Raw genomic sequence first — 26,512 nt, forward strand, 5'->3', positions numbered from 1 at the left:
GAGTTCATGCCGTACCGTCTGTTGTGCCTGGCCCTGCTGCCATTCGCCCTGGCTGGCTGCCAGGGCAGCAACCCGTATGTGGCCAGCAGCCGCCCGCTGCCTCCGGCCCCCGCCCAGGCGGCCACCACCTTCGACGCCAGTGCCTACCCGGCACCCGCCCGCGATTATGGGCACTACCGCAGTTGGAGCTGGCGCAACGGCGAACTGCCCAGTGGCTCGGCCAATGCCGATCCTGCGCAACTGGCCGATGCTGTCAGCGGGGCACTCGACCAGCATGGCCTGCGCCCCGCCCGAGGTGCCACCGGCGACCTGCTGGTGAGCGCAGACATGCGCCTGGAAAAACGCTTGCGCCAGGTGCGTGACTACGACACCTACGACCCGTACTACGGCCCCTACCCCTACGGTGGCGTGGGCTATGGTGGCTATCGCCATGGCTACGGGGGTTATGCCAGCGTGCCCATCGTACGCACCTACGAAGTGGACGTGATGGTAGTGCGCATCGACCTGTACGACGCTCGCAGCGGTCAGCCGGTATGGAGTGCCAGCGCCGAAAGCGGCAGCGACAAGGACTCGCCGCGTGAACGCGAAAGCGCCCTGCGAGACTCTGTGCACAAGGCGCTCAGCGGCTATCCTCCCAGTTAATCGCTAACGGAGAACCATCATGTTGCGCCGTCTCGTTTTACTGTCATTCGTGTTACTGCTTGCAGCCTGCTCCAGCAACAACGTCCAGCAGGATTTCGATGCCAGCCGTGACTTTGCCGCTTACCGCAGCTGGGCGTGGCAGGAACCGGGCCTGCAGTACCGCCCGGACGACCCCCGCATCAAGAGCGACCTTACCGAGCAGCGCATCCGCCAGGCGGTAGCCGACCAGCTCGACCAACGTGGGCTGCGCCCGGTCCAGGGTGGCGCACGGCCTGACCTGACGGTCCGCACCTACCTGATCGTCGAGCAGCGCCAGCAGCAGATCACCACCAACTATGGCGGTGGCTGGGGTGGCTATTGGGGCGGTTACTGGGGTGGCCCGATGTACAACGAAACCCGCAGTGTCGACTACAAGGTCGCGACCATTCAGGTGGACATGTTCGATGGGCGTGACGGCAAGCTGGTGTGGCGCGGCAGTGCCGAGCAAATCATGAACAACTACCCGCCAAGCCCGGAAGAACGCAACAGCGCCATCCGCAATACTGTGAACAAGGTATTGGCCAACTACCCGCCGGGTAGCAAGAAATAAGCCTCAGCCCTTAATAGTGGGAGCACCTTTTCGCGCCCCAAGGTCGCTCCCCCACTTAAACGGTGTCAAGAACGACAAAATCCATTTCGACCACGCCTTTTTCCCGTTCCCGCCCACTCCCTCGCAGGTTCCCGTCTATCTTCACTTAAGGAAACCTGACTGACCGGGTAGAAGTGTTCAACTTTTGGGAAAGGCGACCTGCCAATGCAAAGCATTGTTCTCCTGCTGTGGCTTGCCTTGTGCTCCGAACAGGATGTGCGTCAACGCCAGATCTCCAACCTGCTGACCCTGGGCGTGGCAACGGGCGCTCTGGTCTGGCTGTTCGCCACCGGTCGCAGCTGGATAGGCGCCGAGGCCGCCGATGCCGGCTGGGCGCTGGCCATCGTCATGCTGCTGACCTTGCCGGGGTACATGCTCGGCCGCTTCGGTGCCGACGACGTCAAGCTGATGGGCGCACTGGCCCTCGCCACCAGCCCGCAATACGTGCTCGGCACCTTCATCGGCGCCGGCGTCAGTGTGCTGGTGTGGCTGCTCACCCGCCGGCGCCTGTGGACCCTGCTCAACCCCAAAGTGAAGAAGCGGTTGCAAACCCTGACTGAAGAAATGGGCGACAAACAGGCCTTCGTACCCTATGTGTTAGCAGGTTTTCTTCTAACGGCGGTATGGATCCAATAAAGCAACCTATGGTCCGATACCTTGTACATGCCTTGTACAAAATCGCAACGTAGGGCTATTTTTAAGCTGCCAGAGCGTCTGGCCCGGGAGCAGGGCCGCATACGAACAGGGAGTTGATCGTGTCCAGACCTTTCAGTGATGTGAAGATTTTGGTGGTCGATGACCAGCCAGTCATCGTCGAACAGCTATGTGAGTTTCTTGAAACCCGGGGTTACCACTGCCTGCCGGCCCATTCCACCGACGAAGCCCTCGAGCGCTACCTGGCCGACGAGGCCATTGGCCTGATCATCTGCGACCTGCACATGCCCGACCGTGATGGTATCGAACTGGTTCGCGCGCTCAAGCAAATCACCGGGCAGCGCATGTTCGAAGCCATCATGCTGACCGGGCGCGCGGAAAAACAGGATGTGATCCGTGCCCTGCGTGAAGGCTTTGCCGATTACTACCAGAAGCCCACGGACCTCGATGAACTGCTCGAGGGCGTGCGCCGCCAGGAAGAGGCCCTACTGGAGCGCCAGCGCAACTTCCGCGCCTTGGGCGGGTTGAACCAGCGGTTGCAGAATCTGGCCGACTCGGTGGACGAATTGTACCAGGACCTGGAAAAGGCCCGCGGCCAAGGCACCCACCGACGCGCCAGCGATGTGGAAGACAGTGAGAGCGAGCTACCGGCAGCGTTCGAGAAGCTATCGCCGCGCCAACTTGAAGTGGCACGGCTGGTGAGCAAGGGCAAGACCAACTACCAGATTGCCTGTGAGCTGGGCATTACCGAAAACACGGTGAAGTTGTATGTGTCGCAGGTACTGCGCCTGACCCACATGCACAACCGCACCCAGTTGGCACTGGCACTGACGCCCAGTTCGTCACCGGTTCACCAGCGGTTTACTACCCACTAAGTGACTGCTTCAAAATTGCCGGGGCTGCTTTGCAGCCCATCGCGACACAAGGCGCGCAAAGCGCCCCCCTACAGTTGAAGGCCAATACTCAAGGTCAAGCGGGGGGCACGGTCCAGACTGTCCAACGCCACATCCGCCAGCGGTTTTGCCACCTCCAACGCAACATTGAAAAGCCGCCCATCCCCCAACCGTACACCCAGTGCCGCCGAAGCCAGGTGGGCATCCTCCACCGATCCCCGGTTATGCCAGGTCTGCGCCGCATCCACTGCCAAATAGGGCTGAACCAGCGCCAACCTGCTACCCCGCATGCTGTAGCTCACCTCGTAAGCCACACCCCACCCCTTGTCTCCGTCGGCCTGATCACGGGGATAGCCACGCCCGAAGCTCTGCCCACCAAACCCCACCCGTTCGCTATCAGGTAGCCGGTCATCACTCCAGTACAACGCGCCAGACACTACACCCTGCCAACTCGCTGACAGCGGGTCACTTTGCAGGGCCGACAACCTGAACCGCAAAAAGTCCATGTCGTAGTCGGCATCGCTGCGGGCGCCCAGGTAATCCAGGCCTTGGTAGACCCCGGCACTGACCATGCGCAGGCGACTACCTTCCACTTTGCGCCAGTCGCCCTCGAATGACAGCGCGCGCACAGAAGTGTCGTAGTCCCGTGACGAAGACTGCCGCTCTTCGACATGTTCGCTGACCGCATACACGTGTCCCTGCACGGCCAGCCATTCATTCGGCCTGACAATCACGGGTTGGCGCAGGCCTATCGCATAGCGTTGGCTGTCACGCTCACGGGTGATGTCGCGGCCATCGTCCAGGCGGATTCGCGTGTCCGGCTCACTGCGGTAGCGCGAAGCCGACAACAACAGTTGGCTGCCGGCCTCGTCCAGGTGCTGGCTGTAATCCAGCCGTTGGTAATGCACCTGGTCATCGCCCGGGGGCAGTAGCAGGCTGGCCTGGAACTGTTCGGCAAAGCGGGTCTGGGCATTGCTGGTGGCCGTCAGCAGCGCCTGTGCATCATCGCGACTGGAGTCTGCCAAAGTAACAGCGGCGCTGAACGGTTTGTGCCGCGCATGCACGGTCAAAAGGGCCGCACCGTCACCGGTTCGTGCCATCGCCAGCTCAGCCTCTATCGACACGCCGGGCAAGCGCCCTGCCAGCCCCAGGTAGCGTTCGAGCGTTTCGCGGGTCAGCGGGCGCTCAGCCTCAAGGCGTGCCAATAGCTGCCGGAGATAGTCGCTGGCCGGGCCGATATCACCGTCGATGTGGTAATCGCGGATGTAACCCTCGACCAGCACCACATTCACCCGACCCTCGGCCACATCCTGCGGTGGCAGGTAGGCATAGGAAAGCAGGTAGCCCTCCTGCCGATAGCGCTGGGTTAGCTGCCGGGTGTACTGCTGCAACTCGCCCAACGTGGTCTGGCGCCCGACCAGCGGCTGGTAGTGCTCGCGCAGATCACTCAAGGGGAACACCGTGCCCCCCTCGAAACGCACTTTATGCACAACGACGGGCGTGTCCGCAGGTGCCCAGTCAAGTCTTTCGCCAACCGGCCCGGCCAACCTCAGGTTCGGGCTGATGGGGCGGTAGGCCTCTATCGGCAGGTTGGCAGCAGGCAGGCGCCGTTCGTATTCATGGCTGTCGAGAAAACCCGGCAACGGCTCTGCGTGGGCAGCAAGCGCCCAAGGCAACAACAGCAGGGGCACGGCCAGAGGACGCATAGGGCGCTCCATGTTCCCTTGGTTTGCGGGGCGCCAGCCGGTCACACCCGTTATCTGCAAGCGTAGGTGCTGGCCCGAATGCCGTCGAACGCCTACTCGCTGACCTGGAACGCCACCCGCGCCGTCTCGCCGCTTTCATCCAGCGCGCTGAGCTCGGCCTGTCCGACCTGCGGCAAGCGAACCAGCAGGCTGTCCTGCCCCTGGGTTTCGCCCAAGGGCTGGCCATTGAGGAACCACCAGCGCCGCCCGCCCCCGCCCAAGGCCGATACATAGAGTTGCAACGGCTCGCTGCTGGTGGCCGGGCGGCGCAGGTTGTCGCCGGGGCGCACGCCGACGATCGACAGCGGCGGTGCGCTGGCCGGCACCTGCGGCGGGCAGGCCGGGTCGATGGCCGGCAGGCGCGCCGCGCGCCGCTCGACACGGGGTAGCCAGGGCTCCAGCGGGGCCGGCCACAACGCAATGTCACGGGCCTTGGCGCTTGGGCAGCTACCATCCACGCGCAGCCCCTGCTCGTTGACCCACACGCGCTCACGCAGGCCCAGGCCCAGCGGCTGATCGGCAGCTTGCAGGGTTGGCGGCGTGGTGCCATCCAGGGTCCAGGCAAAACGCTGACGCCGGCAGTTGGGGTCCTGCTTGCTCATCGGCTGGCCCAGCGGCCAACAGATCGCCGCCACCCCGATATTCGCCGGCACCCGCTCCACCGGCACGCTGATGCCGCGCTGGCTGTCGCGGTTGCTCAGCAGGTCATGCACCTGCAGCATCAGTGGCGCCGCCGAGGCCAGGCCAAACTGGCCGGGTACCGGCGTGCCATCGGGGCGGCCGATCCACACGCCGATCAGGTAGCGCGGGCCCACACCAATCGACCAGGCATCGCGAAAGCCATAACTGGTTCCTGTTTTCCAGGCCAGTTGCGGGCGCTGCACCAGCTCGGCGTGCGGGTCGCGGTCGGGGCGCGCCTGGCCACTGAGAATGCGCCGGATGATCCACGCCGCCCCCGGTGACAGCAAGCGCCGCTCTACCAGCGGCTCCTGAGGTTGCAAGCGCACCCTCGCGCTGTTGCCACCGCGCGCGAAGGCTGCATAACCACCCACCAAGTCTTCCAGACGGCTACCGGCGCCACCGAGGATCAACGACAGGTTGGGCTCGGCCAGCGGCGGTAGTATCAGCGGCATACCCGCCATGCGCAGTTGCGCGGCAAAGCGTTTCGGGCCGTAGGCCTCCAGCAATTGCACCGCCGGCAAGTTGAGTGACAGGGCCAGCGCCGAACTGGCCGACACCGGCCCGCTGAAGCCCATGGAGAAGTTACCGGGCCGGTAGTCGCCATAGCGGCGTGGCACGTCCTGCAGTAGCGATTCGGAATGGATCAGGCCATCATCCAGCGCCATGCCGTACAGGAACGGCTTGAGCGTAGAACCGGGTGAACGTAGCGAACGCACCATGTCGACATGCCCGAAGCGGCGCTCATCGGCCAGATCAATCGAGCCCAGGTAGGCACGCACCGCCATGGTCTGCGCCTCGACTACCAGGATGGCTGCCGAGGTACGCTCCGGCAGGCGCGCACGCCAGCCCAACAGCAGGTCTTCCAGGCGCCGCTGCAGTGCCGCATCGAGGGTGGTGCGGATCAGCGGTGGGCTGTCGGCGCTGTTCAGCCGTCTGGCGAGCAAGGGCGCCAAGGCGGGCTCCTGACGTGGCGCCAGCACCAGCGGCTCCTCGGCTGCCTCGCGGATTTGCTGCGCAGGCCATACCTGGTATTCGGCCAGGCGCTGCAGCACCTTGTCGCGGGCACGCTGGGCACGCGCAGGATGGCGGTCCGGCCTTAGCCGGCTGGGCGCCTGTGGCAGTACCGCCAGCAGCGCTGCTTCGGCCGGGGTCAGGTGCAAGGGTGATTTGCCCAGGTACGCCCAGCTGGCTGCGGCAACCCCCTGCAAGGTGCCGCCAAAGGGTGCGCGGTCAAGGTAGATCTGCAGGATTTCGCGCTTGGACAGATGCCACTCCAGCTGCGCCGTACGCCACAGTTGGCGCAGTTTACCGGCCAGGGTACGTTCATGCGGGTCGAGCAGCCGTGCCACCTGCATCGACAGCGTGCTGCCGCCCGACACCACGCGTCCGCCGCGCAGGTTCAGCCAGGCGGCTCGGGCCAAGGCCAGCGGGTTGACCCCGGGATGGCGGTAGAACCAGCGGTCCTCGTAAGTCAGCAAGGCCTGCAGGTACAACGGCGAAACTTCGTCAGGGCTGACCGGGTAGCGCCAGACACCCTCGGCATCGGCAAAGCGCCACAACGGCGCGCCGTCTTCGGCCACCACCACCCGGGCCAGGTCGTCGCCCGGCATGGGCAGCGGCCAGATCCGGTCAGCCAGCCACACCAGGCCACACAGCACTAGCAAGCCGATTACCGTGGCACGCAACCACTTGCCCGCACGCGTGCATGGCCGCGCTAAGCTTGGCATCGGGAACCGACCTGGCCAGGTGATGGCCAAAGGCTTGGGAACGGCAACCTCGCCGAATCGTTCATCAGGAAACAACTATGCATGTAGAAGGTTTTTTCGAGTGGCTGGGCCAGGCACTGGGGTCGTTGATCCGCTTCATCGTCGACGCATTGAGCGGGCTGTTCAACCTGCTGGCCAATGCTGGCGGCAATTTCATCGACGGCCTGGCGCGCACACTGGGCATGGACACCTCGCTGCTCAGCATCCTGGCCCTGATCGTCGGCCTGATGCTGCTGTACTCGGCCATCCGCGCGTTTATGCGCGCCTCGATCATCCTCGGGATCATCTGGCTGGCGCTGGGGCTGTGGGTGATGAGCTGGGTGATTCACTGATGGTAGAGCTGCCCTGCGCGACCCAGTGGATGCGCAGGGCAGATTCTTACCGGGCTTTTACGGTCATCTCCCCTTGCCCATCCCCCACGGCCTGCAGGTTCGGCCGGTACATCGACTCAACCTGCGGCGGCGGCACACGGTAGGTGCCCGGGGTCACCGCCCGCGCCAGGTACAACAGGTGGGTGGTGCCGTAGCCGTCGAGCTTGAGCGCGGCAACATAACGGTCATCACGGTACTCCTGGTGCACCACGCTGGCGTTCTGCATCGACTCGCGCCATTCCTTCACCGCGGTGCTGGCGTTGTCCAGGCTGGCGGCACTCTGCGCCAGGTTCTGGTTTTCCAGCTCCAGGCCTGCGGGCAGCAAGTCCACCACCAAGGCATCCGGCACGCGGTCTTCAGCCTTGAGCGCAAGGTGCACCAGCACCAGGTCGCCGCTGCGCAGGTTATGCAGGTCCAATGGCTGGCCATTCATGCCCAGGTACTCACGGCGAATCTGCATACCATTGCCGCCGGCCGCAGGCGCCTGACGGGGGTAACCAGACAAAGTGAGTTGCTGGTACAGCGTCTCGCTGCCTTCGTTCTGCACGCTCAGCGGCGAAGCCAGCAACGGGCCTTCCAGCTTCATGCCGGCTTCGGCATTGTTGAACTCGCGCACCTCGCCAGCACTGTCCAGGCGTGCCTGCCACTTGCCTTCCGGCTTGCCCAACAGGCCACGGCCGGCAAGGAACAGTGCATTGCGCTCCTGGGTCGACAACCAGCGGTTGGCCCCCAGTTCGTCCGACAAGGCGAACAGCCGCTGGTCGACCTGACTGCTGGCAAGGTTGCTCTCCTGCAACAAGGCCAGGATCAACGCCTGATCACGCAGTGCGCTGCCGTAGTCCGCCATCCAGCCTTTGCCACGGCTGATGCCCAGGCCCGCCTGCAAAGCCTGCTCGGCTCGCGGCTTGTCGCCCATCTTGTCCAGTGCCACTGCCAGTTGTACCAGCGGCAAGCCGGAACGCGCATCGGCACGGCGCTCGAACAGGCCACGCAAGGCACCCAACGGCGCCTGCTGACTGCGCGACAGCACCAGCGCTGCATAGGCCTGCACGGCGAAGCGGGTGTGGTCGGCGTTTTCGCTGTAGTCCACTTCGATCAGGTTGCGCTCTTGCAGGTAGCGCAGCAGGCGCTCGCTGGCCTTCTTCAGCGCCTCGGCCGGCACGCCGTAACCCTGGTCACGGGCACGCAGCAGGAAGTCGGTGACATAGGCAGTCAGCCAGTACTCTTCTTCGCTGTCCGAACTCCACAGGCCAAAGCTGCCGTTGTAGCGCTGCATGCCCAACAGGTGCTCGATGCCCATCTCGATCTTGCGCTTGCGCACGTCCGCCGGCTCGCCCTTGATGCCCAGGCGCTTGAGGCTGTCGGCATCGGCGTACAACGACGGGTAAAGGCCACTGGTGGTCTGCTCAAGGCAACCGTAGGGGTAGGCTTCCAGGGCGCGAATCTGCTCGGCCAGGTTCAGCGGTGGCCGGCTCGACAAGGCCAGGCTGGCTTCCAGGCCGGCAGGCTCGAAGGCCGCCAGGTCTGCTTCAGGCAAGGTCCAGGGCTGGTCTTTCAAGGCCACGCGGTAGTGTTTGAGCATCGCCGGGTAGGCCGGGCGCACGCCCAACGTCCACTCCCGTTCGAACGCGGTGGTCGGCTCGTTTGGTAGTTGCAGGCCTGTGACCCGCACATGCACCTTGCCTTGCCCCAGGCCGCCCTGGGCCTGCACCGGGATCATCAGTGTCGAACGCTGGCCTTCAGTCAGGGCTACGTTCTGTACGGCACTGGCCACGAGGCTAAGCTGCCCCTCGGTGGTGATTTCAACATTCAGTTGTTGAGCGCGGCCCGACAGGTTGGCCAAATCCAGCGCCAGACTGGTGCGGTCGCCTCCGGCCAGGAAGCGCGGGGCCGAAAGCTCGGCAATCAGTGGCGCGGCCACCACGGTCTTGCCTTCGGCCATGCCGAAGTGTTCTTCGGTCCAGGCCTGGGCCATCAGCCGCAGCTCGCCGTTGAACTCCGGGATGTCGACCGTAGCTTCGCCCTCACCCTTGTCATCCAGAGTCACCGGCAGGCTCTGCTGGGCGACGATAGTCACCGTGGTATTAGGGCGCTTGCCCCCTTTGGCCATGGCCGCGTCACCACCGAACGCCAGGCTGGCCAGGCGGCCCTGCCCGGCTTCGATCAGCTGGCCGTAGATGTCCAGTTGGTCGGCGCCATAGGCCTTGCGCCCGAACAGGCTGGCGAACGGGTCGGGGGTTTTGAAGTCGGTGATGTTGAGGATGCCCACGTCAACCGCCGACAGCAGCACATGCACTTGCTTGGGCACGCTGCCATCCGCATTGGCGGCCTTCACCTTCACGGTCAGCGGCTGTTTCGGGCGCATCTTGTCTGGTGCCTGCAGGCTCACCGCCAACTTGCGCTCAGCGCGGTCCAGCGGCAGGTGCAGCACACCCACCGAACGCTTGGGCGTGGCGTTGGCCTTGCGCTCACCCGGGCGGATCACCAGCGCGCTGATGTACAGGTCGTGGCGGGCCCAGGCCTTGTCCAGTTGCACATCGAAGGTCTTGCCCTCGGCGGGCACGTCGATTTCCTGCCACCACAGCGGGCCATCGCTGGACTCGATCATCAGGTAGCCGCTACCTGCGGCAGGCGGGGTGACGGTGACCTTGGCCGTGGCACCGTCGGCGTAGGAAGGTTTGTCCAACGCCAGCTTGACCTGGTCGGGGCGCACGGCACCGCCTTCAGCGTTGTCCTGGGCGCGGTAGCCGGCCCAGAAGCGTTCGCTGGAAACCAAGCCAGTTAGCGGGTCTTCCACCTCGACGCGGTAAGGGCCCCATTCAACCTGGAAGCTCAGCTTGGCAGTGGAGCCGGCCTTGACGCTGACCGTCTCTTCGCTCTGAGTGAGGAATTTTTCGTTGTAGGCGTAGCTCCAGCCGTCGCTCTGCGAGTAGTTCCAGTAGTAGTCGCGGCGCTCACGAATCAACCGCACCTTGAGGTCATCGGCCGCCAGCTTGTTGCCATCGCGATCGGCCACCAGGAACTCGAATTCCACTGGCCCGTCACTGTCGGTTTCCTCGCCATCGAACAGGCCACGCAGGCCCGGCAAGCGCTCGGCTGGCCAGATCGGCTGCTCCAGGCGCCGGGTGATCGGACGGCCACCCGACTCCTGCAAGCTGGCTTGCACGGTCAGTTGCAGCGGCGAGCGGGCTTCGGCCCAGCGGCTTTCGATATCGACAACCGCCTTGCCCGCCTGGTCGAGGGTGACTTCGTCCAGCTCCAGATCCTGGTTCAGCTCGGTTTCGGTGACCGAGCCGAACTGGTAGCCCGGCAGAGCGGGCACCGCCTCGCGCAGGGGGCGCACATAGGCCTGGCCACTCAGGCGATTACCGGCAGCCGGGGCGCCATAGAGGTAACGGCCATTGACCTGGATGCGCGCATCCTTATCCGGCGACAGTGGCGTGCTGCTGCCCTTCAGCTCCAGCGCCAGGCGCTCAGGCAGGAAGTCTTCGACGAGGAACTCATACACCTGCTTGCGCCCGCCGCCCAGGTCGAGCAGCAACTGCCAGCGCCCGGTCGGGGCTTCGGTGGCCAGTTGCAGCTGGTATTGGTACAAGCCATTGCTGTCGGCTTCCCAGACGAACTTGCGGCTGACCTGCTCATCCGGGCGGCGCACTTCCACGCTGACGGGTTGGGCTTTGACGGGTTTGCCGTCCTGGTCGCGCAGCAGGCCGTTGAGCAGCACGGTTTCGCCTGGGCGATACAGGTCACGCGGGCCGAAGATGAAAAACTGCAGCGGGTTGGCCTGGGGGCCGGTGATGTCGAATTCGGCCAGGTCCAGCGCGGCGGTGTTCAGGCGCAGCAGGGTGGTGTGCACACCTTGGGTGGCGATCAGGGTATCGGCCTTCGGGGTGATCGGCAGTTGGGCGTGGCCTTTGCCATCGGTGCTGGCCTGGGCCAGCAACTTGCCCTTCTCGTCATGGATTTCGAGGTTGACGCCGCTCAACGCCTTGCCGCCTTCCAGCGCCTGCGCGAACACGTCCAGGCGGTCGCGGTAACGGTGTGCCGACACGCCGATGTCACTGAGGGTGAACAGGGTCGCCGGCTGCGAGTAGTCGTAGGTGCCCGAGGCGCGCATCACTGCCAGGTACACGCCCGGATCCTGCAGTGGCTTGATGCCGGCGATGGGCAGTAGCACGGTTTCGCGGGTGTTACGGGCAGGGTTGAGGTCGAAGCGGCCGCTGTAGACCAGCTCGGCCATGTCCAGGGTTTCCTTGGACTGGTAGTAGTACAGGCTGCTGTTGCGCCCCCAGCTGGCCAGGAAGGTCGAGAGCATTTCCGGCTTCACCCGGAAGAACTCGACATCGACCTTGTCGACGTTGAGGGCAATCACCGGCAGCCCTTCGGCCAGGCGTGTGGGCAGCAGCGATCCACGGCTGGCAAAGCCGATGGTCGGCTGCATGTCGCGGGTTTCCAGCCGGGTGACCGACTCGCTGTCCAGTTGCTTGCCGTTGACCGCGAGCAGGCCCTTGTCCACGGTCAGCACCAGCTTGCGCTGTGGTTCCAGGTGGCGCAGGCGCAGTTCCATCTGATTGTCAGAAAGTTCCCAGGCGCCGTCCAGCTTGCCTTTGACGGTGTCGACCAGGTGTACCTTGGTGGCGAAGTCCTGCTTGGCATCCAGCGGTGCGGAGAAGCTGATCGACAGTGTGGCCGCACCATCGAGCTGCACTTCGGATACGTCCAGCACCGTGAGTTCGCGGCCCTCGTAGCGCTTGGCGAGCACAGCGGGGTCTTCGCGTTTGGGGGCAGCGGCTTCGGCGGGCGTTGTAGCGACAGGCTTCTGCGCCGGCGCAGGTTTGTCTGGCGTGGAAGAGTCACAGGCACTGAGCAAGGCCAGCGCGCAGGCCAGCAACAATCCTTTGTTGAACATGGAGTAGGAACTCTTTGGCAGCGTGTACGTGAGGGCAACAACTATAGCGCAAGGTCGGGTGCAACACCCGGCGTTGCGCGCGAGGTGAGACCATGGTCGCGCTAAATGGTTGCCTGGTCGTTACACTGTGACACTCGTTGAAGTAGGGCCGCTTCGCGCCCCCGACTTACCAAGGACTGCAATGTCGCAACTGACCACCGACTGGCGCCACCGCCTCACTCACCGAAAGGTCTGGGCATTGGCCGCGCCGATGATCCTGTCCAACATCTCCGTGCCGCTGGTAGCCCTGGTCGACAGCACGGTCATCGGCCACCTCCCCCACGCCCACCAGCTGGGCGCCGTGGCCGTGGGCGCCACGCTGTTCACCTTCATGGTCGGCCTGATGGGCTTCCTGCGCATGGGCTCCACCGGTTTCGCCGCACAGGCCGCTGGTCGAGGTGACGGTGCAGCGCTGCGCCAGGTACTGGTGCAAGGGTTGCTGCTGGCGGTCGGCTTCGCCCTGCTGATTGGCCTGCTGGCCCTGCCGTTCAGCCAGCTGGCACTGCAGGCGATGCAACCCAGCGCCGCCCTTCAGCAATCCACTGAAGGCTTCTTTCATACCCGCCTGCTTGGCCTGCCCGCAGCACTGGCCAGCTACGCGCTGGTCGGCTGGTTCCTGGGCACCCAGAACGCCCGGGCACCGCTGGCCATCCTGCTGACCACCAACCTGCTGAACATCATCCTGAACCTGTGGTTCGTCCTGGGGCTGGACTGGGGGGTGCTGGGTTCGGCGCGGGCCTCGGTGATTGCAGAATGGAGTGCTGCCCTGCTCGGCCTGTCCCTGACCCGCCCGGCGCTGCGGGCTTACCCAGGGCAGATCGTGTGGGCAGCGCTCAAACGCTGGCAGGCCTGGCGACCGCTGCTGTCGGTCAACCGCGACATCTTCCTGCGCAGCCTGGCGCTGCAACTGGTGTTCCTGCTGATTACCGTACAAGGCGCACGCCTGGGCGAGGCCACCGTGGCGGCCAACGCCCTGCTGCTTAACGGCCTGCTGTTGACCGCCTACGCGCTCGACGGCCTGGCGCATGCGGTCGAAGCCCTGTGCGGCCACGCCATCGGCGCCCGCGACCGGGATACCCTGCGCCGCTCGCTGGTGGTGGCCTGTGGCTGGTCGCTGATTACCAGTCTTGGGTTTGCCGGGTTGTTCTTGCTGGGTGGGCACCTGTTTATTGACTTACAGACCGATATCGAGAGCGTGCGGGCGGCGGCTTACCCGTACCTGCCGTACCTGGCATTGCTGCCGTTGATTGCGGTGTGGAGTTATTTGCTGGACGGTTTGTTCATCGGTGCGACCCGGGCGCGGGAGATGCGCAATGCGATGTTGGTGTCGGTGCTGATTGCACTGCCGGTGGCGGTGGGCATGAGCGGGTTTGGCAACCACGGGTTGTGGTTGGCGTTTCTCGGGTTCATGGCGTTGCGGGCGGTGACGTTGGGGTGGGTGGGGTGGCGGTTAGAGCAGAAAGGTAAGTGGTTTGAGTGATGCGGGAAGGGTATGTCGTGGGAGTTGCGGCGCCTTTGAGATCGAGCGCCGCCCGGGCGGCGCTCGATTGACTAGGCGCTACAACACTCAAGACGACAGGTACGAAGACCGGGTCAACCCAAGACGCAACGCATCCAGGAACTGGGTCCGCTCCCGCGCAGTGATCTTGGCACTGGCCACCTTGTCGCGGTAGTGGGTCATCAACTCCTCCGGCGACAAGTGCACATAGCGCAGCATGTCTTCGATGGTGTCGTGGGTTTCAATACCGGCGTGATACACGCTGCCATCGGCATTCTGGTAGATGTTCACCGAGTCGGTATCACCGAACAGGTTGTGCATGTCCCCCAGGATTTCCTGGTAGGCACCCACCAGGAACACGCCCAGCAAGTAGTCCTCGCCCTCTTTCACCGCATGCACCGGCATGCTGGTCTCGATGCTCTGCTCGTCGACGTACTGGTTGATCTTGCCGTCAGAGTCGCAGGTCAGGTCCTGCAGCACCGCGCGGCGCATCGGCTCTTCGTCCAGGCGGTGCAGCGGGATGATCGGCAGCACCTGGCCGATGGCCCAGGTGTCCGGCAGGCTCTGGAACACCGAGAAGTTGCAGATGTACTTGTCGGCGAGCTTGTCGTTCAGCTCGTCCAGTACCTGGCGGTGCGAGCGCTGGCGGGCCTTGAGCGAGTTGTGCAGGCGGCGGCACACGGCAAAGTAGCACTGCTCGGCCAGGGCTTTCTCGCTCAGGGTGATCTTGCCATCGGCATACTGCGCCGCCACGTCACCCATGTAGTGGGTGGCGCGCCAGTAAGTCTCGGTCACCATCTCGATGTCGGTCGGGCCCAGCAGGTCGACCAGCCACTGCACGGTCTCGGGCAGGGCTTCCTTGTTCTCGATGGTCGGCACGTCGTCGTTGTGTTTCTCGACGTCGGTGACCTGAATCACCAACATGGCGTGGTGCGCGGTCAACGAACGGCCACTCTCGGAGAAGATGTGCGGGTGCGGCAGGCCCTGCGCGTCGCAGAACTCCTTGAGCATGCCCACTACCACGCCGGCATAGTCGTCCATGTCGTAGTTGATGGAACTGGCATTGCGCGAGTGGGTACCGTCGTAGTCCACGCCCAGGCCACCGCCAACGTCGATGTGGTCCACCGGCAGGCCCAGCGCACGCAGCTCGCCGTAGTAACGGATGGCTTCCTTGAAGCCGTGCTGGTAGTCAGCCAGGTTGGCGATCTGCGAGCCCATGTGGAAGTGCAGCAGGCGGATGCCCTGGTCCAGGCCAGCATCGCGGAAGCGCTGTACCACGGAGAGCAACTGCGCGGCAGACAAACCGAACTTGGACTTTTCACCACCGGTGTCGGCCCACTTGCTCGAAGCCAGCGACGACAGGCGCACGCGCAGGCCGACCTGGGGTTTCACCTTGAGCTCGGCGGCTTCTTCGATTACCAGAGCCACTTCCGACTCTTTCTCGATGACGATGAACACGTTGTGGCCCAGCTTCTGGCCCATCAGGGCCAGGCGGATGAACTCGCGGTCCTTGTAGCCGTTGCAGACGATGGTGCCGCCCTTTGGCGCCAGTGCCAGCACGGCCAGCAGCTCGGGCTTGGAGCCGGCTTCCAGGCCAATCGAAACGTTCTGCGTGGCGATGATGTTTTCCACCACCGCTTCTTGCTGGTTGACCTTGATCGGGTACAGCGCGGTGTACTTGCTCTGGTATTCCAGGCGCGCGATGTTGGCGTCGAACGCGCCGGTCAGCTGGCGAACGCGGTCCTGCAGAATGTCGGGGAAGCGTACCAACAGGGGCAGCGACAGGCCGCTCTGGCGCAGTTCGTCGACCTGCTCGAACAGGTCGATCGGCGCGCTCTTGGGGCCGTTGGGGCGCACTTCGACGCGCCCGGCTTCATTGATGGCGAAATAACCAGCGCCCCAATGGCGGATGCCATAAACACTGCGGCTGTCGGCCACGGTCCATTGGCTACCATCGTCTTTGCGTGTGCGTCGTACGGACATTCAAGTCCCCTATAGATAAGTCGAAGACACTGCCCCGCAGGCAGCGGAGCGAGTGTAAAAGCTGAAAATGACGATTCATCCGTGCTCAGGCATAGACCTTGACCACGGGAACGAGTTTAGAAAGCGCTGGGCAAAAAATCGCGCGATGGCCTCAGCCGCCGGACTTTTTCGCCTTGAAACCCTGTTTGGTCAGCTCGCCGATCAACAGCTCGACATGGTCGCCCTGGATCTCGATCACCCCATCCTTCAGGGCACCACCGGTACCACAGCGACGCTTGAGCGTGGTCGCCAGCTCCTTGAGCTGGTCGAGCGGCAGCGGCACGCCGGTGACGGTGGTCACGGTCTTGCCGCCACGGCCTTTGCTCTCACGGCGCACACGGGCAATGCCGTCGCCTTCGGGGATGACTTGTTGCTTGCAGATGCAGGCGTCCACCGGCTGGCCACAGTCGGGGCAGTGTCGACCGGCATCGGTGGAGTACACGAGACCGCCAAGGGCGGAAAAGGAAGAAGCTTTCTTGGCCACTTTTGTTCCTCTGTGCTGAGGACAAAAACTGGTCGTGCCTTGGGGTAGAGGCCGACCGCGAAGCCCCACTCTGGCAGGGGCGGCGCTACTGCCGCAAGATCCTGCGACAGCCCGAAAAGGGCGCGCAGTGTAACGATAAAAAAGGCGATTGCTAAGTACTGGATTGCGGCATTTTACGAATGTTTTGCGACTATTCGCGGGCACGCCCGCTCCTAGAGGTTCGGCACCGCTCTGAACACTGCACAATCCTGTGGGAGCGGGCGTGCCCGCGAAAGGGCCGGCACAACCAAATCAGCTATCCCAGGCTGGCCTTATAGCGCTGCAACGCCGCCAAAGAGTCCGGGCAATATAGCTTGGTCAGGCTTTCCTCTTCAGCCAGCTCAAGGCTGACAAAGCGCGCCTCGATCACTTCCTCCGGCTGCAAGCGCAACGGCGCATCCGACACCGCCGAATACACCGCACACCACAACCGGTTGTCGGGCTGGTCAAAATAGAACCGCTCGTGAAACCGCAGCTCCACCCCTTCAATTCCCAACTCCTCGGCCAGCTCACGCGCCGCCGATTCGGCATAACCCTCACCGGCTGTCACCATGCCGCCCGCCGCCACATCCCAGTACCCCGGGTACAGCGCTTTGCTCAAGGTCCGCCGGTGCACGCACAACTCACCGGCGCTATTGAACAGCAGAATGAACGTGCAACGCCCGATCAAACCCCGCTCGCGCAGTTCGGCGCGGGGCAACGCTCCAAGCACCTGGTCGGCTTCGTCCACCCAGGTGACCTGTTCGCGGTCGGAAGCCGCCCGGTGGGCGGCCTCGTTTGGGCTGATGGCCATTATCAACCCTGCGACAGCAGCTGACGCAGGTCGATGACCGCAGCGTTAGCCCGGGAAATGTAGTTGGCCATGACCAGCGAGTGGTTGGCCCACATGCCGAAACCACTGCCATTGAGCACCATCGGGCTCCACAGCGGCTCTTGCGAGGCTTCCAGCTCACGAATGATCTGACGCACGCTGACCGTGGCGTTCTTCTTCGCCAGCACGTCGGCAAAGTCCACCTCGATGGCGCGCAGCAGGTGCGACAGCGCCCAGGCCTGGCCACGGGCTTCGTAGAACACGTTGTCGATCTGCAGCCATGGGGTTTCCACCAGCTCTTCGTCCACCTGCGGCGCCTGGCCGGCAACCACCGACTCGGTCTTCAGCGTGGTGTTCAGCTTCACCCGGCCAACGCTGGCCGACAGGCGCTGCGACAGCGACCCCAGACGGGTAGCCACGTCACCCAGCCAGTTGTTCAGGTTGTCGGCACGGGTGTAGAAGATCGCGCCCTTGTCGCCGGCAGCCAGACGGGTCTGGTAGCGGGTCAGCGACTTGATGCCCTCTTCGAACTCCGACTCGCTCGATGGCAAGATCCAGCTCTTGTTGTCGAAGTTGAAGCGCGGCTCGGCCTTGGCCAGGTCGGCGTCCTCGGTGGACTGCGACTGCGAACGGGCAAAGTCCTTGCGCAGGGCGCGGGACAGGTCGCGTACCTGGACCAGCACGCCGTATTCCCAGCTCGGCATGTTGTCCATCCACAGCCCGGGCGGGAAGCGGTCGTTGGAAATGTAGCCGCCCGGCTTGTTCAGCAAGGTGCCGGCCACGGTCTTGAGGGTTTCGAGGGTGGTATAACCCACCACCATCTGCTGGCCGGTGCGCTCGGCAGCGGCTTGGGCATTCTGCTGCACCGGGAACAGCGCAGGCTCCTGGCTCCAGTACCAGCCCAGGCCGATACACACCAGCAGGTACAACCCGATCAGGGTCCCCAGGGCACGGCTCCAAAGGCCGCCAAGGTAGCTACGGGCAGCAGCGCCGCGGCCATCGACACGCTCGCGGGGCTCGGCTTTGGCCTCGCGGTTTTTCCAGTCCAGCATGGCTTTGTCCTTAATCAGTCACGACGGTTCAGGGGCTTGGACCACAGGCCTGCGCCAGGGTGCCACGGCAAGCCCGTGTGGCAGCACTATAAAGCAGACACCACCGTACGCATAAGCGACCAATCGGTCAGCAACTGAATATTCGTTCTGGCCGCTTTGTTGATGCAGGGCACTCACGTATTCGGAAAGAGCTGCTAGCATAGAGCCATCATTGCCCCTGCACATCCCAACCTATAAGTAGCCAGGACATGAGCAAAGCAGTCGAGCCGAGCCCGCAGTGCCCCGCCCAACAGGCGACGCGTAGCGGCCTGCGCAAGGATGACCCGCTCGACCAGGTGCTGCTGCCGCCCCTGCGAAAACCGGTGTACATCCTGCTGCAGGACCACGAGCGTGCCCAGCGCCTGGCCCAGCAGTTGGAATTCTTCGGCCTGGTGGTGCAAGCGCTGCCCAGCGCTGCGGCGCTCTGCGCTTCGATCAGCGAGTACCCACCCTCGGCCATCATCATGGACGTCGACTTCACCGGCGCTGGCCAAGGCTTGCTGCTGGCCGCCCAGGTGCAGCAGGCGCTGGCGCAACCTGTTCCGCTGCTGTTCTTCAGCCACCACGAAGCCGATACCCCGACCCGCCTGGCCGCCGTGCGCGCGGGTGGCCAGGACTTTCTCACCGGCAGCCTGGAGGCTTCCAGCCTGCTGGAAAAAGTCGAACTGCTGACCCACATCACCCAGCAAGACCCGCTGCGCGTGCTGATCATCGACGACTCACGCACCCAGGCCCTGTACACCGAGCGCGTGCTGGCCGGTGCCGGTATGGTAACCCGCAGCCTGACCGATCCGATCCTTACCATGGCGGAGCTTGCCGACTTCCAGCCCGACCTGATCATTCTCGACCTGTACATGCCAGCCTGTACCGGCCCGGAGCTGGCCAAGGTGATTCGCCACAGCGACCGCTACGTGAGCGTGCCGATTATCTACCTGTCAGCCGAAGACGACCTGGACAAACAGCTGGACGCCATGAGCGAAGGCGGGGATGACTTCCTGACCAAACCGTTTCGCTCACGCCACCTGATCACCACCGTGCGCAACCGCGCCGCCCGTGCCCGGCACCTGAAGGCGCGAATGGTGCGCGACAGCCTGACCGGGCTGTACAACCACACCCACATCCTGCAACTGCTTGAAGACTGCAGCTTCCGCGCCCGCCGTGAGCAGCAACCGTTGAGCTTTGCCATGCTCGACATCGACCATTTCAAGAAGATCAACGACCGCCATGGCCACCCCATGGGCGACCGGGTGATCAAGAGCCTGGCCCTGTTTCTCAAGCAGCGTTTGCGCAAGACTGACTTCATCGGCCGCTACGGCGGCGAGGAGTTCGCCATTGTCATGCCCAACACCGCGCTGGACGCAGCACACAGGGTGCTGGACGAAATCCGCCGGCGCTTTGCCGAAATTCTCTACCCGGCACAACCCCGGGATTTGCAGTGCACGTTCAGTGCAGGTGTGGTGCAGCTGGATGACGGGCTCGATGCGCTGACCATGGCCAGTGCGGCGGACGAGGCGTTGTACCGGGCCAAGCATGCCGGGCGCAACTGTGTAGTGCGTGTAGAACCCTGACCAGTTTCACCAGTACAGGCACTGTGCCACTTTTTTTCTGAGGCCAGCCCCTTGTCGTCATCACCCGGTCACAAAATCGCAATAACTTCAGGCGCCTACCTCTACTCCCCTGCGCAGGAAGTTCGCGGCTATGCGCCTGAAGTGGCTGACCAATTTCAACACCCTGTTGCTGGTGACCGTGTGCCTCGCCTTGGGCGCCACCTTGTGGTGGTCGCAGCGCGCCCTCGAGCGCCCCTACCAGATGATGGAGCGTTACCTGGGCCTGTCCCAGCAGTTTCAGAACCTGGCGGCACGCAACATCCAGGCGTACCTGGCCAGCGGCGACGCCCTGCGCCATGCCGCCGCCATGGAGGCCAACCAGCAGCTGCAGGCCGCCCTGGCCGAATGGCCCGTTGAGCTGGCCGACACATTACGCCCAAGCCTGGACAGCCTGCAGGCCTTCACCGCCAATGAGTTGCTGGCCGCTGGCAAGCTGGCCGGTGACCCACAAGCCCTGCTGCTGCAGGCCGAGCGGGAGCTGGGAGCCAACGTCGAACAACTGGCCGGCTACGCTCGCGACAGCGGCAACGCCGATGCCAACCGCTACCTGTTGCCATTGCTCGATGCCACTGTGCACCTGAGCCGCCTTTCGCTGGCCCGGGACAAACTGGTCAATAGCGGCCGCCCGGAGCTTGCCGACGAGGTGGAGCGCGAGTTGCAACTGATCCGCGCCCAGGCTCAAGCCATCGATGCCTTGCCCTTGCTTGGCGTAACCCGCGCCGCCGAGTCCGGTGCCGACGACTTCGCCGCGATGATGGGCCTTGAGACCCAGGCCAATGCCCAGCAGGAAGACATCGCGGTTGGCCTAAAGCGTGAACTGCAAAGCCTGCTGAGCCGCTACCCGGCTGAATTGCAGCGTACCCGCGAACAGATCGAACGCCGCGGCGCCCTGGCCGCCAGCACTAATCAACGCCTTGAGGCCGTGCAGCTAGCCATTGCAGCATTGGAACCCGAAGTGCGTGGCCAGCATGCGAAAATTGCCGCCGAGGTGCGCATCATCCAGGGTTTGATGATTGGCTTGATCCTGCTGATCGCCTTGTTGATCGACACCCTGCAGCGCCGCCTGACGCGTACCCTCACCGGCCTGGCACCCGCCTTGTCACGGTGGGCCGAAGGCGACTTCGCCCAAGGTATCGCCCTGGGCAAGACCAACCGCGAACTGCGCGACATCCAGGAATCGCTCAACCGCCTGCGCCAGTACCTGGTGGAACTGGTAGGCACCATCCGCCACAACGCCGAGCAAGTGGCGGGCAGCAGCCACGCGCTGGCCGGCATGAGCGCCGCCCTGCACGACGGCGCCGAACGCCAGGCGGGCGATACCGGGCAGATCCGCGACGCACTGGGCGAACTGGAAGCGACCATCCAGCAAGTGGCAGGTGATGCCAGCGCCGCCGCCGACGCCAGCCGCGATGCCGGGCGTGCGGTGGAGCAAGGCCAGGCGGTGATCGGCCAGAGCCTGTCAGGTTTGCGTGAACTGGTTGATGAAGTGCAAGGCAACGCTCGCATGATCGAGCAACTGGCGGAAGAGTCGGCCACCATCGGCGGGGTGCTGACGGTGATCCGCTCGATTGCCGAGCAAACCAACCTGCTGGCGCTGAACGCCGCCATCGAAGCGGCGCGTGCGGGTGAGATGGGCCGTGGCTTTGCCGTGGTAGCCGATGAAGTGCGCTCGCTGGCGCAACGCACCACGGGGGCTACCGGCGAGATTCAGGCACTGATCGACCGCCTGCAGCAAGCCGCGAGAAGTTCGGTAGCAGGGATGCGTGCGCAGCTTGCGCATGCCGAGGCCACAGCCAACCAGGCCCAAGCGGCAGATGGCGCGCTGGACGAGATTGTCTGCGCCATTCGCACCATCTCGGATACCGCCGTGCGGATTGCCGATGTCACGGCGCAGCAGAGCGGCGCGGTGAGTGAGATTCGTGACCACAGTGAACGCATTCATGAGTTGGGTGAGGACAACCTGCAGCGCATTGGCGAGGGGCGTGAGCAAGGGGAGCAGTTGCTGAGCCTGGGCGGCGAGCTGAACCGGGCGGTGCGGGCGTTCAGAGTCTGAGCTGGCGGGTGCTCGCCCTGACATGTGCAGTGCCTGGGAGATCGAGCGCCGCCCGCGCGGCGCTCGATCTCCCAGGCGCTAAAAATGTCATGGCAAGCCCAGCTGGCCCCATCCTCCACCAACTCCGCTATCATGCCGGCACGTTCCACCTCGCGAGTCCGCCATGCGCCGCCTGTTTTTCCTGCTGTTCCTGCTGCTGGCCAGCCCTGCCTTCGCCACGGGCCTGCTCGACAACCGCCCCAGCGCCACCCTAGGGGCCGCTTCGCTGTCCAATAATGCCGACTTCCTGCCGGTGCACGAGGCCTTCAAGCTCAGCCTGATCCAGGCCGACGCACACACCCTCAAGCTGCGCTTCGTCGCCACCGAGGGCTACTACCTTTACCGCCACCGCTTCCAGTTCCGCACCGAGCCGGCCGACATTGCCCTGGGCACGCCAAACATCCCCAAAGGCGAGGCCAAGCACGATGAGTTTTTCGGCGACGTCGAGGTTTATCACGGCGTGGTCGACATCGAACTGCCGCGCACCGACCCGCGTGCCTTCACCCTGCTGGTGGGCTACCAGGGCTGCGCCGACAAGGGCCTGTGCTACCCACCGGAAACCGAACGCCTGAGCATCGATGGCGAAAGCGGCGCAAATACGCCGGGCGCTGCCGAACACGCCTGGAACTGGAAATCACTGCTGCTGTTCTTCCTTGCCGGGGTTGGCCTGACCTTCACCCCGTGCGTGCTGCCGATGCTGCCGATCCTGTCTGGCGTGGTGCTGCGTGGCCAGGTCGGCGGCCTGCGCGGGCTCGCTCTATCGCTGGCCTACGTGCTGCCGATGGCGGCCAGCTTCGCCGTACTCGGCGCGCTGATGGGCCTGTTCGGTGCCGGCCTTAACCTGCAGGCCCGTCTGCAATCGGCCTGGGTGCTGGTGCCGTTCGCGCTGTTCTTCGTGGTGTTCGCCCTGGCCATGTTCGGCCTGTTCGAAATCAAGCTGCCGCAGGCCCTGAGCAACCGCCTGAACAACGTCGCCAACCACACCAAGGGTGGCTCGCTGCTCGGCGCGGCCGTGCTCGGCGTGCTTTCCAGCCTGCTGGTTTCGCCGTGCGTATCCGCCCCCTTGGCCGGTGCCCTGCTGTACATCAGCGCCAGCGGCGATGCCGTGGGCGGCGCGCTCAAGCTGTTTGCCCTGGGCCTCGGCATGGGCGCGCCATTGCTGTTGGTAGCCACCGGTGGCGCAGCCTGGCTGCCCAAAAGCGGCCCTTGGATGAATACCGTGAAAAACGCCATCGGTGTCCTGCTGCTGGGGCTGGCCATCGGCTTGCTCAGCCGCGTGCTGCCGGGCCCGCTTACCTTGCTGCTGGTCGGTTTCCTCGCCGCTGGCGTGGCGCTGTTCCTCGGCGCCCTGGAGTTCGTTGTAAAAAGCGCACGCCAGCGCCTGGCCCAACTGCTGGGCCTGGGCTTGCTGGTCTACGCCCTGGCTTGCTGGTATGGCGCGCTGAGTGGCCAAGGCGACCCGCTGCGCCCGCTGCCGGTTGCAACACTGGCGGTCAGTGGCGACAGCCCGGCGGCAAAGGTGGATGCCTGGCAAACCATCACCACTCCCGCCGCACTGGACGCGGCGCTGGCCCAGGCCAAGGCGGCAGGCCAGCCCGTGCTGCTGGACTGGTACGCCGACTGGTGCATCAGCTGCAAAGTGATCGAGCATGAAGTGCTGAACGCGCCACAGGTGCAAACGCAGCTGACCGGCTTCAAGTTGCTGCGTTTCGACATCACCGAGAGCAATGCCGAGCAACGCACGCTGCTCGACCGCTATCAGCTGTTCGGCCCCCCCGCCTTGCTCTTCTTTGCCGCGAACGGCAGCGAAATGACCGCCGATCGGGTGATTGGCGAGATAAACGCCGGTGAATTTGCGCAAATTCTGACACGCGTGCGCGGGAAAGTCGGTCTATAACTTCCCCCGTGCCGGGAAAAATCCTGAAATAGGTGACCAGATTTAAGTATTTGGTCACATACTTCGCGCGAATCTCGGACATCGTGCTGGCTACTGCCGGGAACTGGACACCTGCCGTCGCTTTGCGGCACACTCGCCGCGCTGTGTCGAATTGCCCTACAAATCCAAGGAATCCGCAGATGGCAACGCTACTGGTGCTCCACGGCCCCAACCTCAACCTGCTCGGTACCCGCGAGCCAGGCCACTACGGCGCCGTGACCCTGGCCCAGATCAACCAGGACCTGGAGCAACGTGCCCGCGCCGCAGGCCACCATTTGCAATACCTGCAGAGCAATGCCGAGTACGAACTGATCGATCGTATTCACGCCGCACGCAACGAGGGTGTGGACTTCATCCTGATCAATCCGGCTGCTTTCACCCACACAAGCGTCGCATTACGTGACGCATTGCTTGCGGTGAGCATCCCATTCATCGAAGTGCACCTGTCCAACGTGCACAAACGCGAACCGTTCCGTCACCACTCCTACTTTTCCGATGTTGCCGTAGGGGTGATCTGCGGCCTGGGCGCCAGCGGTTATCGCCTGGCCCTGGAGTCCGCGCTGGAACAACTGGCTGCCAACGCACAGCCCAAATGATGAAAACCCTGGCCTCAGAGGGCCAGGGTTCTAGAGAAACGTTCAGTTACGTTTTTTTGTATTTCGCCCCCTGACCGAACCTTTGGGAGTTGATGATTAATGGATATCCGTAAAGTCAAGAAACTGATCGAGCTGCTGGAAGAGTCTGGCATCGACGAACTGGAGATCAAGGAAGGCGAAGAGTCGGTCCGTATCAGCCGTCACAGCAAAACCCCGGCTGCCCAACAGTACTTCGCACCGGCTCCGGTAGCCGCTGCTGCACCTGTTGCCGCCCCGGTTGCCGCTGCCGCTCCAGCCGCCGAAGCCGCCGCCGCCGCCCCGGCCCTGAAAGGCACCGTGATCCGCTCGCCAATGGTAGGTACCTTCTACCGCAAGCCTTCGCCGACCTCGCCGAACTTCGCTGAAGTGGGCCAGACCGTGAAGAAAGGCGACACCCTGTGCATCGTCGAAGCCATGAAGATGATGAACCACATCGAAGCCGATGTTGGCGGTGTCATCGACGCCATCCTGGTAGAAGACGGCCAGCCGGTTGAGTTCGACCAGCCGCTGTTCACCGTCGTTTGAGTCGCGGAGAGCCAACGATGTCTGGGAAGCTCGAAAAAGTCCTGATCGCCAACCGTGGGGAAATTGCCCTGCGGATCCTGCGTGCCTGCAAAGAGCTGGGCATCAAAACCGTCGCTGTGCACTCCACCGCCGACCGTGAACTGATGCACCTGGGCCTGGCAGACGAGTCGGTCTGCATCGGCCCTGCATCGTCCAAGGATTCCTACCTGCATATCCCGGCAATCATCGCTGCCGCCGAAGTCACCGGCGCCACCGCGATTCACCCGGGCTACGGCTTCCTGGCAGAAAACGCCGACTTCGCCGAGCAGGTTGAAAAATCCGGTTTCGCCTTCATCGGCCCGAAAGCCGACACCATTCGCCTGATGGGCGACAAGGTTTCGGCCAAGGACGCGATGATCAAGTCGGGCGTACCGACCGTACCGGGCTCCGATGGCCCGCTGCCGGAAGACGAAGAAGTCGCCCTGGCGATTGCCCGTGACGTCGGTTACCCGGTGATCATCAAGGCCGCCGGTGGTGGTGGTGGTCGCGGCATGCGCGTGGTGCACAAGGAAGAGGACCTGATTGCCTCGGCCAAGCTCACCCGTACCGAAGCCGGTGCAGCCTTCGGCAACCCGATGGTGTACCTGGAGAAGTTCCTGACCAACCCACGCCACGTGGAAGTGCAGGTACTGTCCGACGGCCAGGGCAACGCCATTCACCTGGGCGACCGTGACTGCTCGCTGCAGCGCCGTCACCAGAAGGTGCTGGAAGAAGCACCAGCCCCGGGCATCGACGAGAAAGCCCGCCAGGAAGTGTTCAAGCGTTGCGTCGATGCGTGCATCGAGATCGGCTACCGTGGTGCGGGTACGTTCGAGTTCCTGTACGAAAACGGCCGCTTCTACTTCATCGAGATGAACACCCGTGTGCAGGTTGAGCACCCGGTGTCCGAGATGGTGACCGGTATCGACATCGTCAAGGAGATGCTGAGCATCGCCGCTGGCAACAAGCTGTCGTACCGCCAGGAAGACGTGGTGATTCGTGGCCACTCGCTGGAATGCCGTATCAACGCCGAAGACCCGAAGAAGTTCATCCCGAGCCCAGGCAAGGTGAAGCACTTCCACGCACCAGGCGGCAACGGCGTACGCGTCGATTCGCACCTGTACAGCGGTTATTCGGTTCCGCCGAACTACGACTCGCTGATCGGCAAGCTGATCACCTACGGCAAGGACCGCGACGAAGCCATGGCACGCATGCGCAATGCACTGGACGAGATCGTCGTCGACGGCATCAAGACCAACATCCCACTGCACCGCGACCTGGTGCGTGATGAAGGTTTCTGCAAAGGCGGCGTCAACATTCATTACCTCGAACACAAGCTGGCCAACGAGCATTGATCGAGTAGTGTGATGCACCAAAAACCCCGGCCTTGTGCCGGGGTTTTTTATTGCCTGCCAGGGCCTGAGGG

At 63.8% G+C, this 26,512-nt stretch carries 19 protein-coding genes; 12 read left to right on the top strand and 7 right to left on the bottom strand.

Annotated elements, in window-relative coordinates:
* The first annotated feature begins 6 nt into the window (after window positions 1-6).
* The 4 genes from FHW75_RS25670 (at window position 7) to FHW75_RS25685 (ending at window position 2,799) form a co-directional block, all read left to right on the top strand.
* Window positions 7-642, top strand: coding sequence for a DUF4136 domain-containing protein (locus tag FHW75_RS25670; RefSeq protein WP_027609858.1), 636 nt, complete (start codon window positions 7-9; stop codon window positions 640-642).
* A 19-nt stretch (window positions 643-661) separates the two neighbouring features.
* Entirely contained in the window at window positions 662-1,231 is a 570-nt protein-coding gene (locus FHW75_RS25675) for a DUF4136 domain-containing protein (protein WP_016715410.1), read from the top strand.
* 204 nt (window positions 1,232-1,435) lie between these two features.
* The gene (locus tag FHW75_RS25680) at window positions 1,436-1,906 is read left to right on the top strand and encodes a prepilin peptidase (RefSeq protein WP_016715409.1); all 471 of its coding nucleotides are present in this window, start codon (window positions 1,436-1,438) and stop codon (window positions 1,904-1,906) included.
* Window positions 1,907-2,025: 119 nt separating this feature from the next.
* Window positions 2,026-2,799 (top strand): response regulator transcription factor, encoded by a 774-nt coding sequence (locus tag FHW75_RS25685; protein WP_019098619.1) that lies wholly within the window; start codon window positions 2,026-2,028, stop codon window positions 2,797-2,799.
* 68 nt (window positions 2,800-2,867) lie between these two features.
* On the opposite strand, the gene FHW75_RS25690 is transcribed toward FHW75_RS25685, so the two are convergent.
* A complete protein-coding gene (locus tag FHW75_RS25690) occupies window positions 2,868-4,523 on the bottom strand; it encodes a ShlB/FhaC/HecB family hemolysin secretion/activation protein (RefSeq protein ID WP_019098618.1) in 1,656 nt (551 codons plus the stop codon).
* Between the two features lie 92 nt (window positions 4,524-4,615).
* Entirely contained in the window at window positions 4,616-6,970 is a 2,355-nt protein-coding gene (pbpC, locus tag FHW75_RS25695) for a peptidoglycan glycosyltransferase PbpC (RefSeq protein WP_084297493.1), read from the bottom strand.
* A gap of 77 nt (window positions 6,971-7,047) precedes the next feature.
* Between pbpC and FHW75_RS25700 the strand changes: the two genes are divergently transcribed.
* The gene (locus FHW75_RS25700; RefSeq protein ID WP_183675137.1) at window positions 7,048-7,341 is read left to right on the top strand and encodes a hypothetical protein; all 294 of its coding nucleotides are present in this window, start codon (window positions 7,048-7,050) and stop codon (window positions 7,339-7,341) included.
* A gap of 46 nt (window positions 7,342-7,387) precedes the next feature.
* Here the strand turns inward: FHW75_RS25700 and FHW75_RS25705 are convergent, their stop codons facing one another.
* Window positions 7,388-12,289, bottom strand: a complete 4,902-nt coding sequence (locus FHW75_RS25705) for an alpha-2-macroglobulin (protein ID WP_183675140.1) — start codon at window positions 12,287-12,289, stop codon at window positions 7,388-7,390.
* Between the two features lie 181 nt (window positions 12,290-12,470).
* Here FHW75_RS25705 and FHW75_RS25710 point away from each other — a divergent pair, with 181 nt between their 5' ends.
* Window positions 12,471-13,808, top strand: coding sequence for an MATE family efflux transporter (locus FHW75_RS25710; protein ID WP_027609854.1), 1,338 nt, complete (start codon window positions 12,471-12,473; stop codon window positions 13,806-13,808).
* An 87-nt stretch (window positions 13,809-13,895) separates the two neighbouring features.
* On the opposite strand, the gene speA is transcribed toward FHW75_RS25710, so the two are convergent.
* The 4 genes from speA to FHW75_RS25730 form a co-directional block, all read right to left on the bottom strand.
* Entirely contained in the window at window positions 13,896-15,809 is a 1,914-nt protein-coding gene (gene speA / locus FHW75_RS25715; RefSeq protein ID WP_019097111.1) for an arginine decarboxylase, read from the bottom strand.
* Between the two features lie 151 nt (window positions 15,810-15,960).
* Window positions 15,961-16,332 (bottom strand): translation initiation factor Sui1, encoded by a 372-nt coding sequence (locus tag FHW75_RS25720; RefSeq protein ID WP_019097110.1) that lies wholly within the window; start codon window positions 16,330-16,332, stop codon window positions 15,961-15,963.
* A gap of 295 nt (window positions 16,333-16,627) precedes the next feature.
* Window positions 16,628-17,164, bottom strand: a complete 537-nt coding sequence (locus tag FHW75_RS25725) for an NUDIX hydrolase (protein ID WP_019097109.1) — start codon at window positions 17,162-17,164, stop codon at window positions 16,628-16,630.
* 2 nt (window positions 17,165-17,166) lie between these two features.
* Window positions 17,167-18,234 (bottom strand): DUF2333 family protein, encoded by a 1,068-nt coding sequence (locus tag FHW75_RS25730; protein ID WP_019097108.1) that lies wholly within the window; start codon window positions 18,232-18,234, stop codon window positions 17,167-17,169.
* A gap of 248 nt (window positions 18,235-18,482) precedes the next feature.
* On the opposite strand from FHW75_RS25730, the gene FHW75_RS25735 reads away from it, so the two are divergent.
* From FHW75_RS25735 to accC, 6 genes are all read left to right on the top strand, one after another.
* Window positions 18,483-19,841: a diguanylate cyclase gene (locus tag FHW75_RS25735; protein ID WP_025754637.1), complete on the top strand. Its 1,359-nt coding sequence runs from the start codon at window positions 18,483-18,485 to the stop codon at window positions 19,839-19,841.
* A gap of 1,312 nt (window positions 19,842-21,153) precedes the next feature.
* Window positions 21,154-21,933, top strand: a complete 780-nt coding sequence (locus tag FHW75_RS27330) for a methyl-accepting chemotaxis protein (RefSeq protein WP_409347980.1) — start codon at window positions 21,154-21,156, stop codon at window positions 21,931-21,933.
* 163 nt (window positions 21,934-22,096) lie between these two features.
* Complete coding sequence (locus FHW75_RS25745; protein ID WP_183675146.1) at window positions 22,097-23,869, top strand: protein-disulfide reductase DsbD; 1,773 nt, start codon at window positions 22,097-22,099, stop codon at window positions 23,867-23,869.
* Between the two features lie 179 nt (window positions 23,870-24,048).
* Window positions 24,049-24,504, top strand: coding sequence for a type II 3-dehydroquinate dehydratase (gene aroQ / locus FHW75_RS25750; RefSeq protein WP_003255330.1), 456 nt, complete (start codon window positions 24,049-24,051; stop codon window positions 24,502-24,504).
* Window positions 24,505-24,603: 99 nt separating this feature from the next.
* Window positions 24,604-25,068 carry an acetyl-CoA carboxylase biotin carboxyl carrier protein gene (gene accB / locus FHW75_RS25755; RefSeq protein WP_016715395.1) on the top strand — a complete coding sequence of 155 codons (465 nt, stop codon included), beginning with the start codon at window positions 24,604-24,606 and terminating at the stop codon, window positions 25,066-25,068.
* A 17-nt stretch (window positions 25,069-25,085) separates the two neighbouring features.
* Window positions 25,086-26,441: an acetyl-CoA carboxylase biotin carboxylase subunit gene (gene accC / locus FHW75_RS25760; RefSeq protein ID WP_016715394.1), complete on the top strand. Its 1,356-nt coding sequence runs from the start codon at window positions 25,086-25,088 to the stop codon at window positions 26,439-26,441.
* The last annotated feature ends 71 nt before the right edge of the window (window positions 26,442-26,512 follow it).

Source organism: Pseudomonas sp. OG7 (genome assembly GCF_014192825.1).
In the GTDB taxonomy this organism is placed as follows: Bacteria; Pseudomonadota; Gammaproteobacteria; order Pseudomonadales; family Pseudomonadaceae; genus Aquipseudomonas; species Aquipseudomonas monteilii.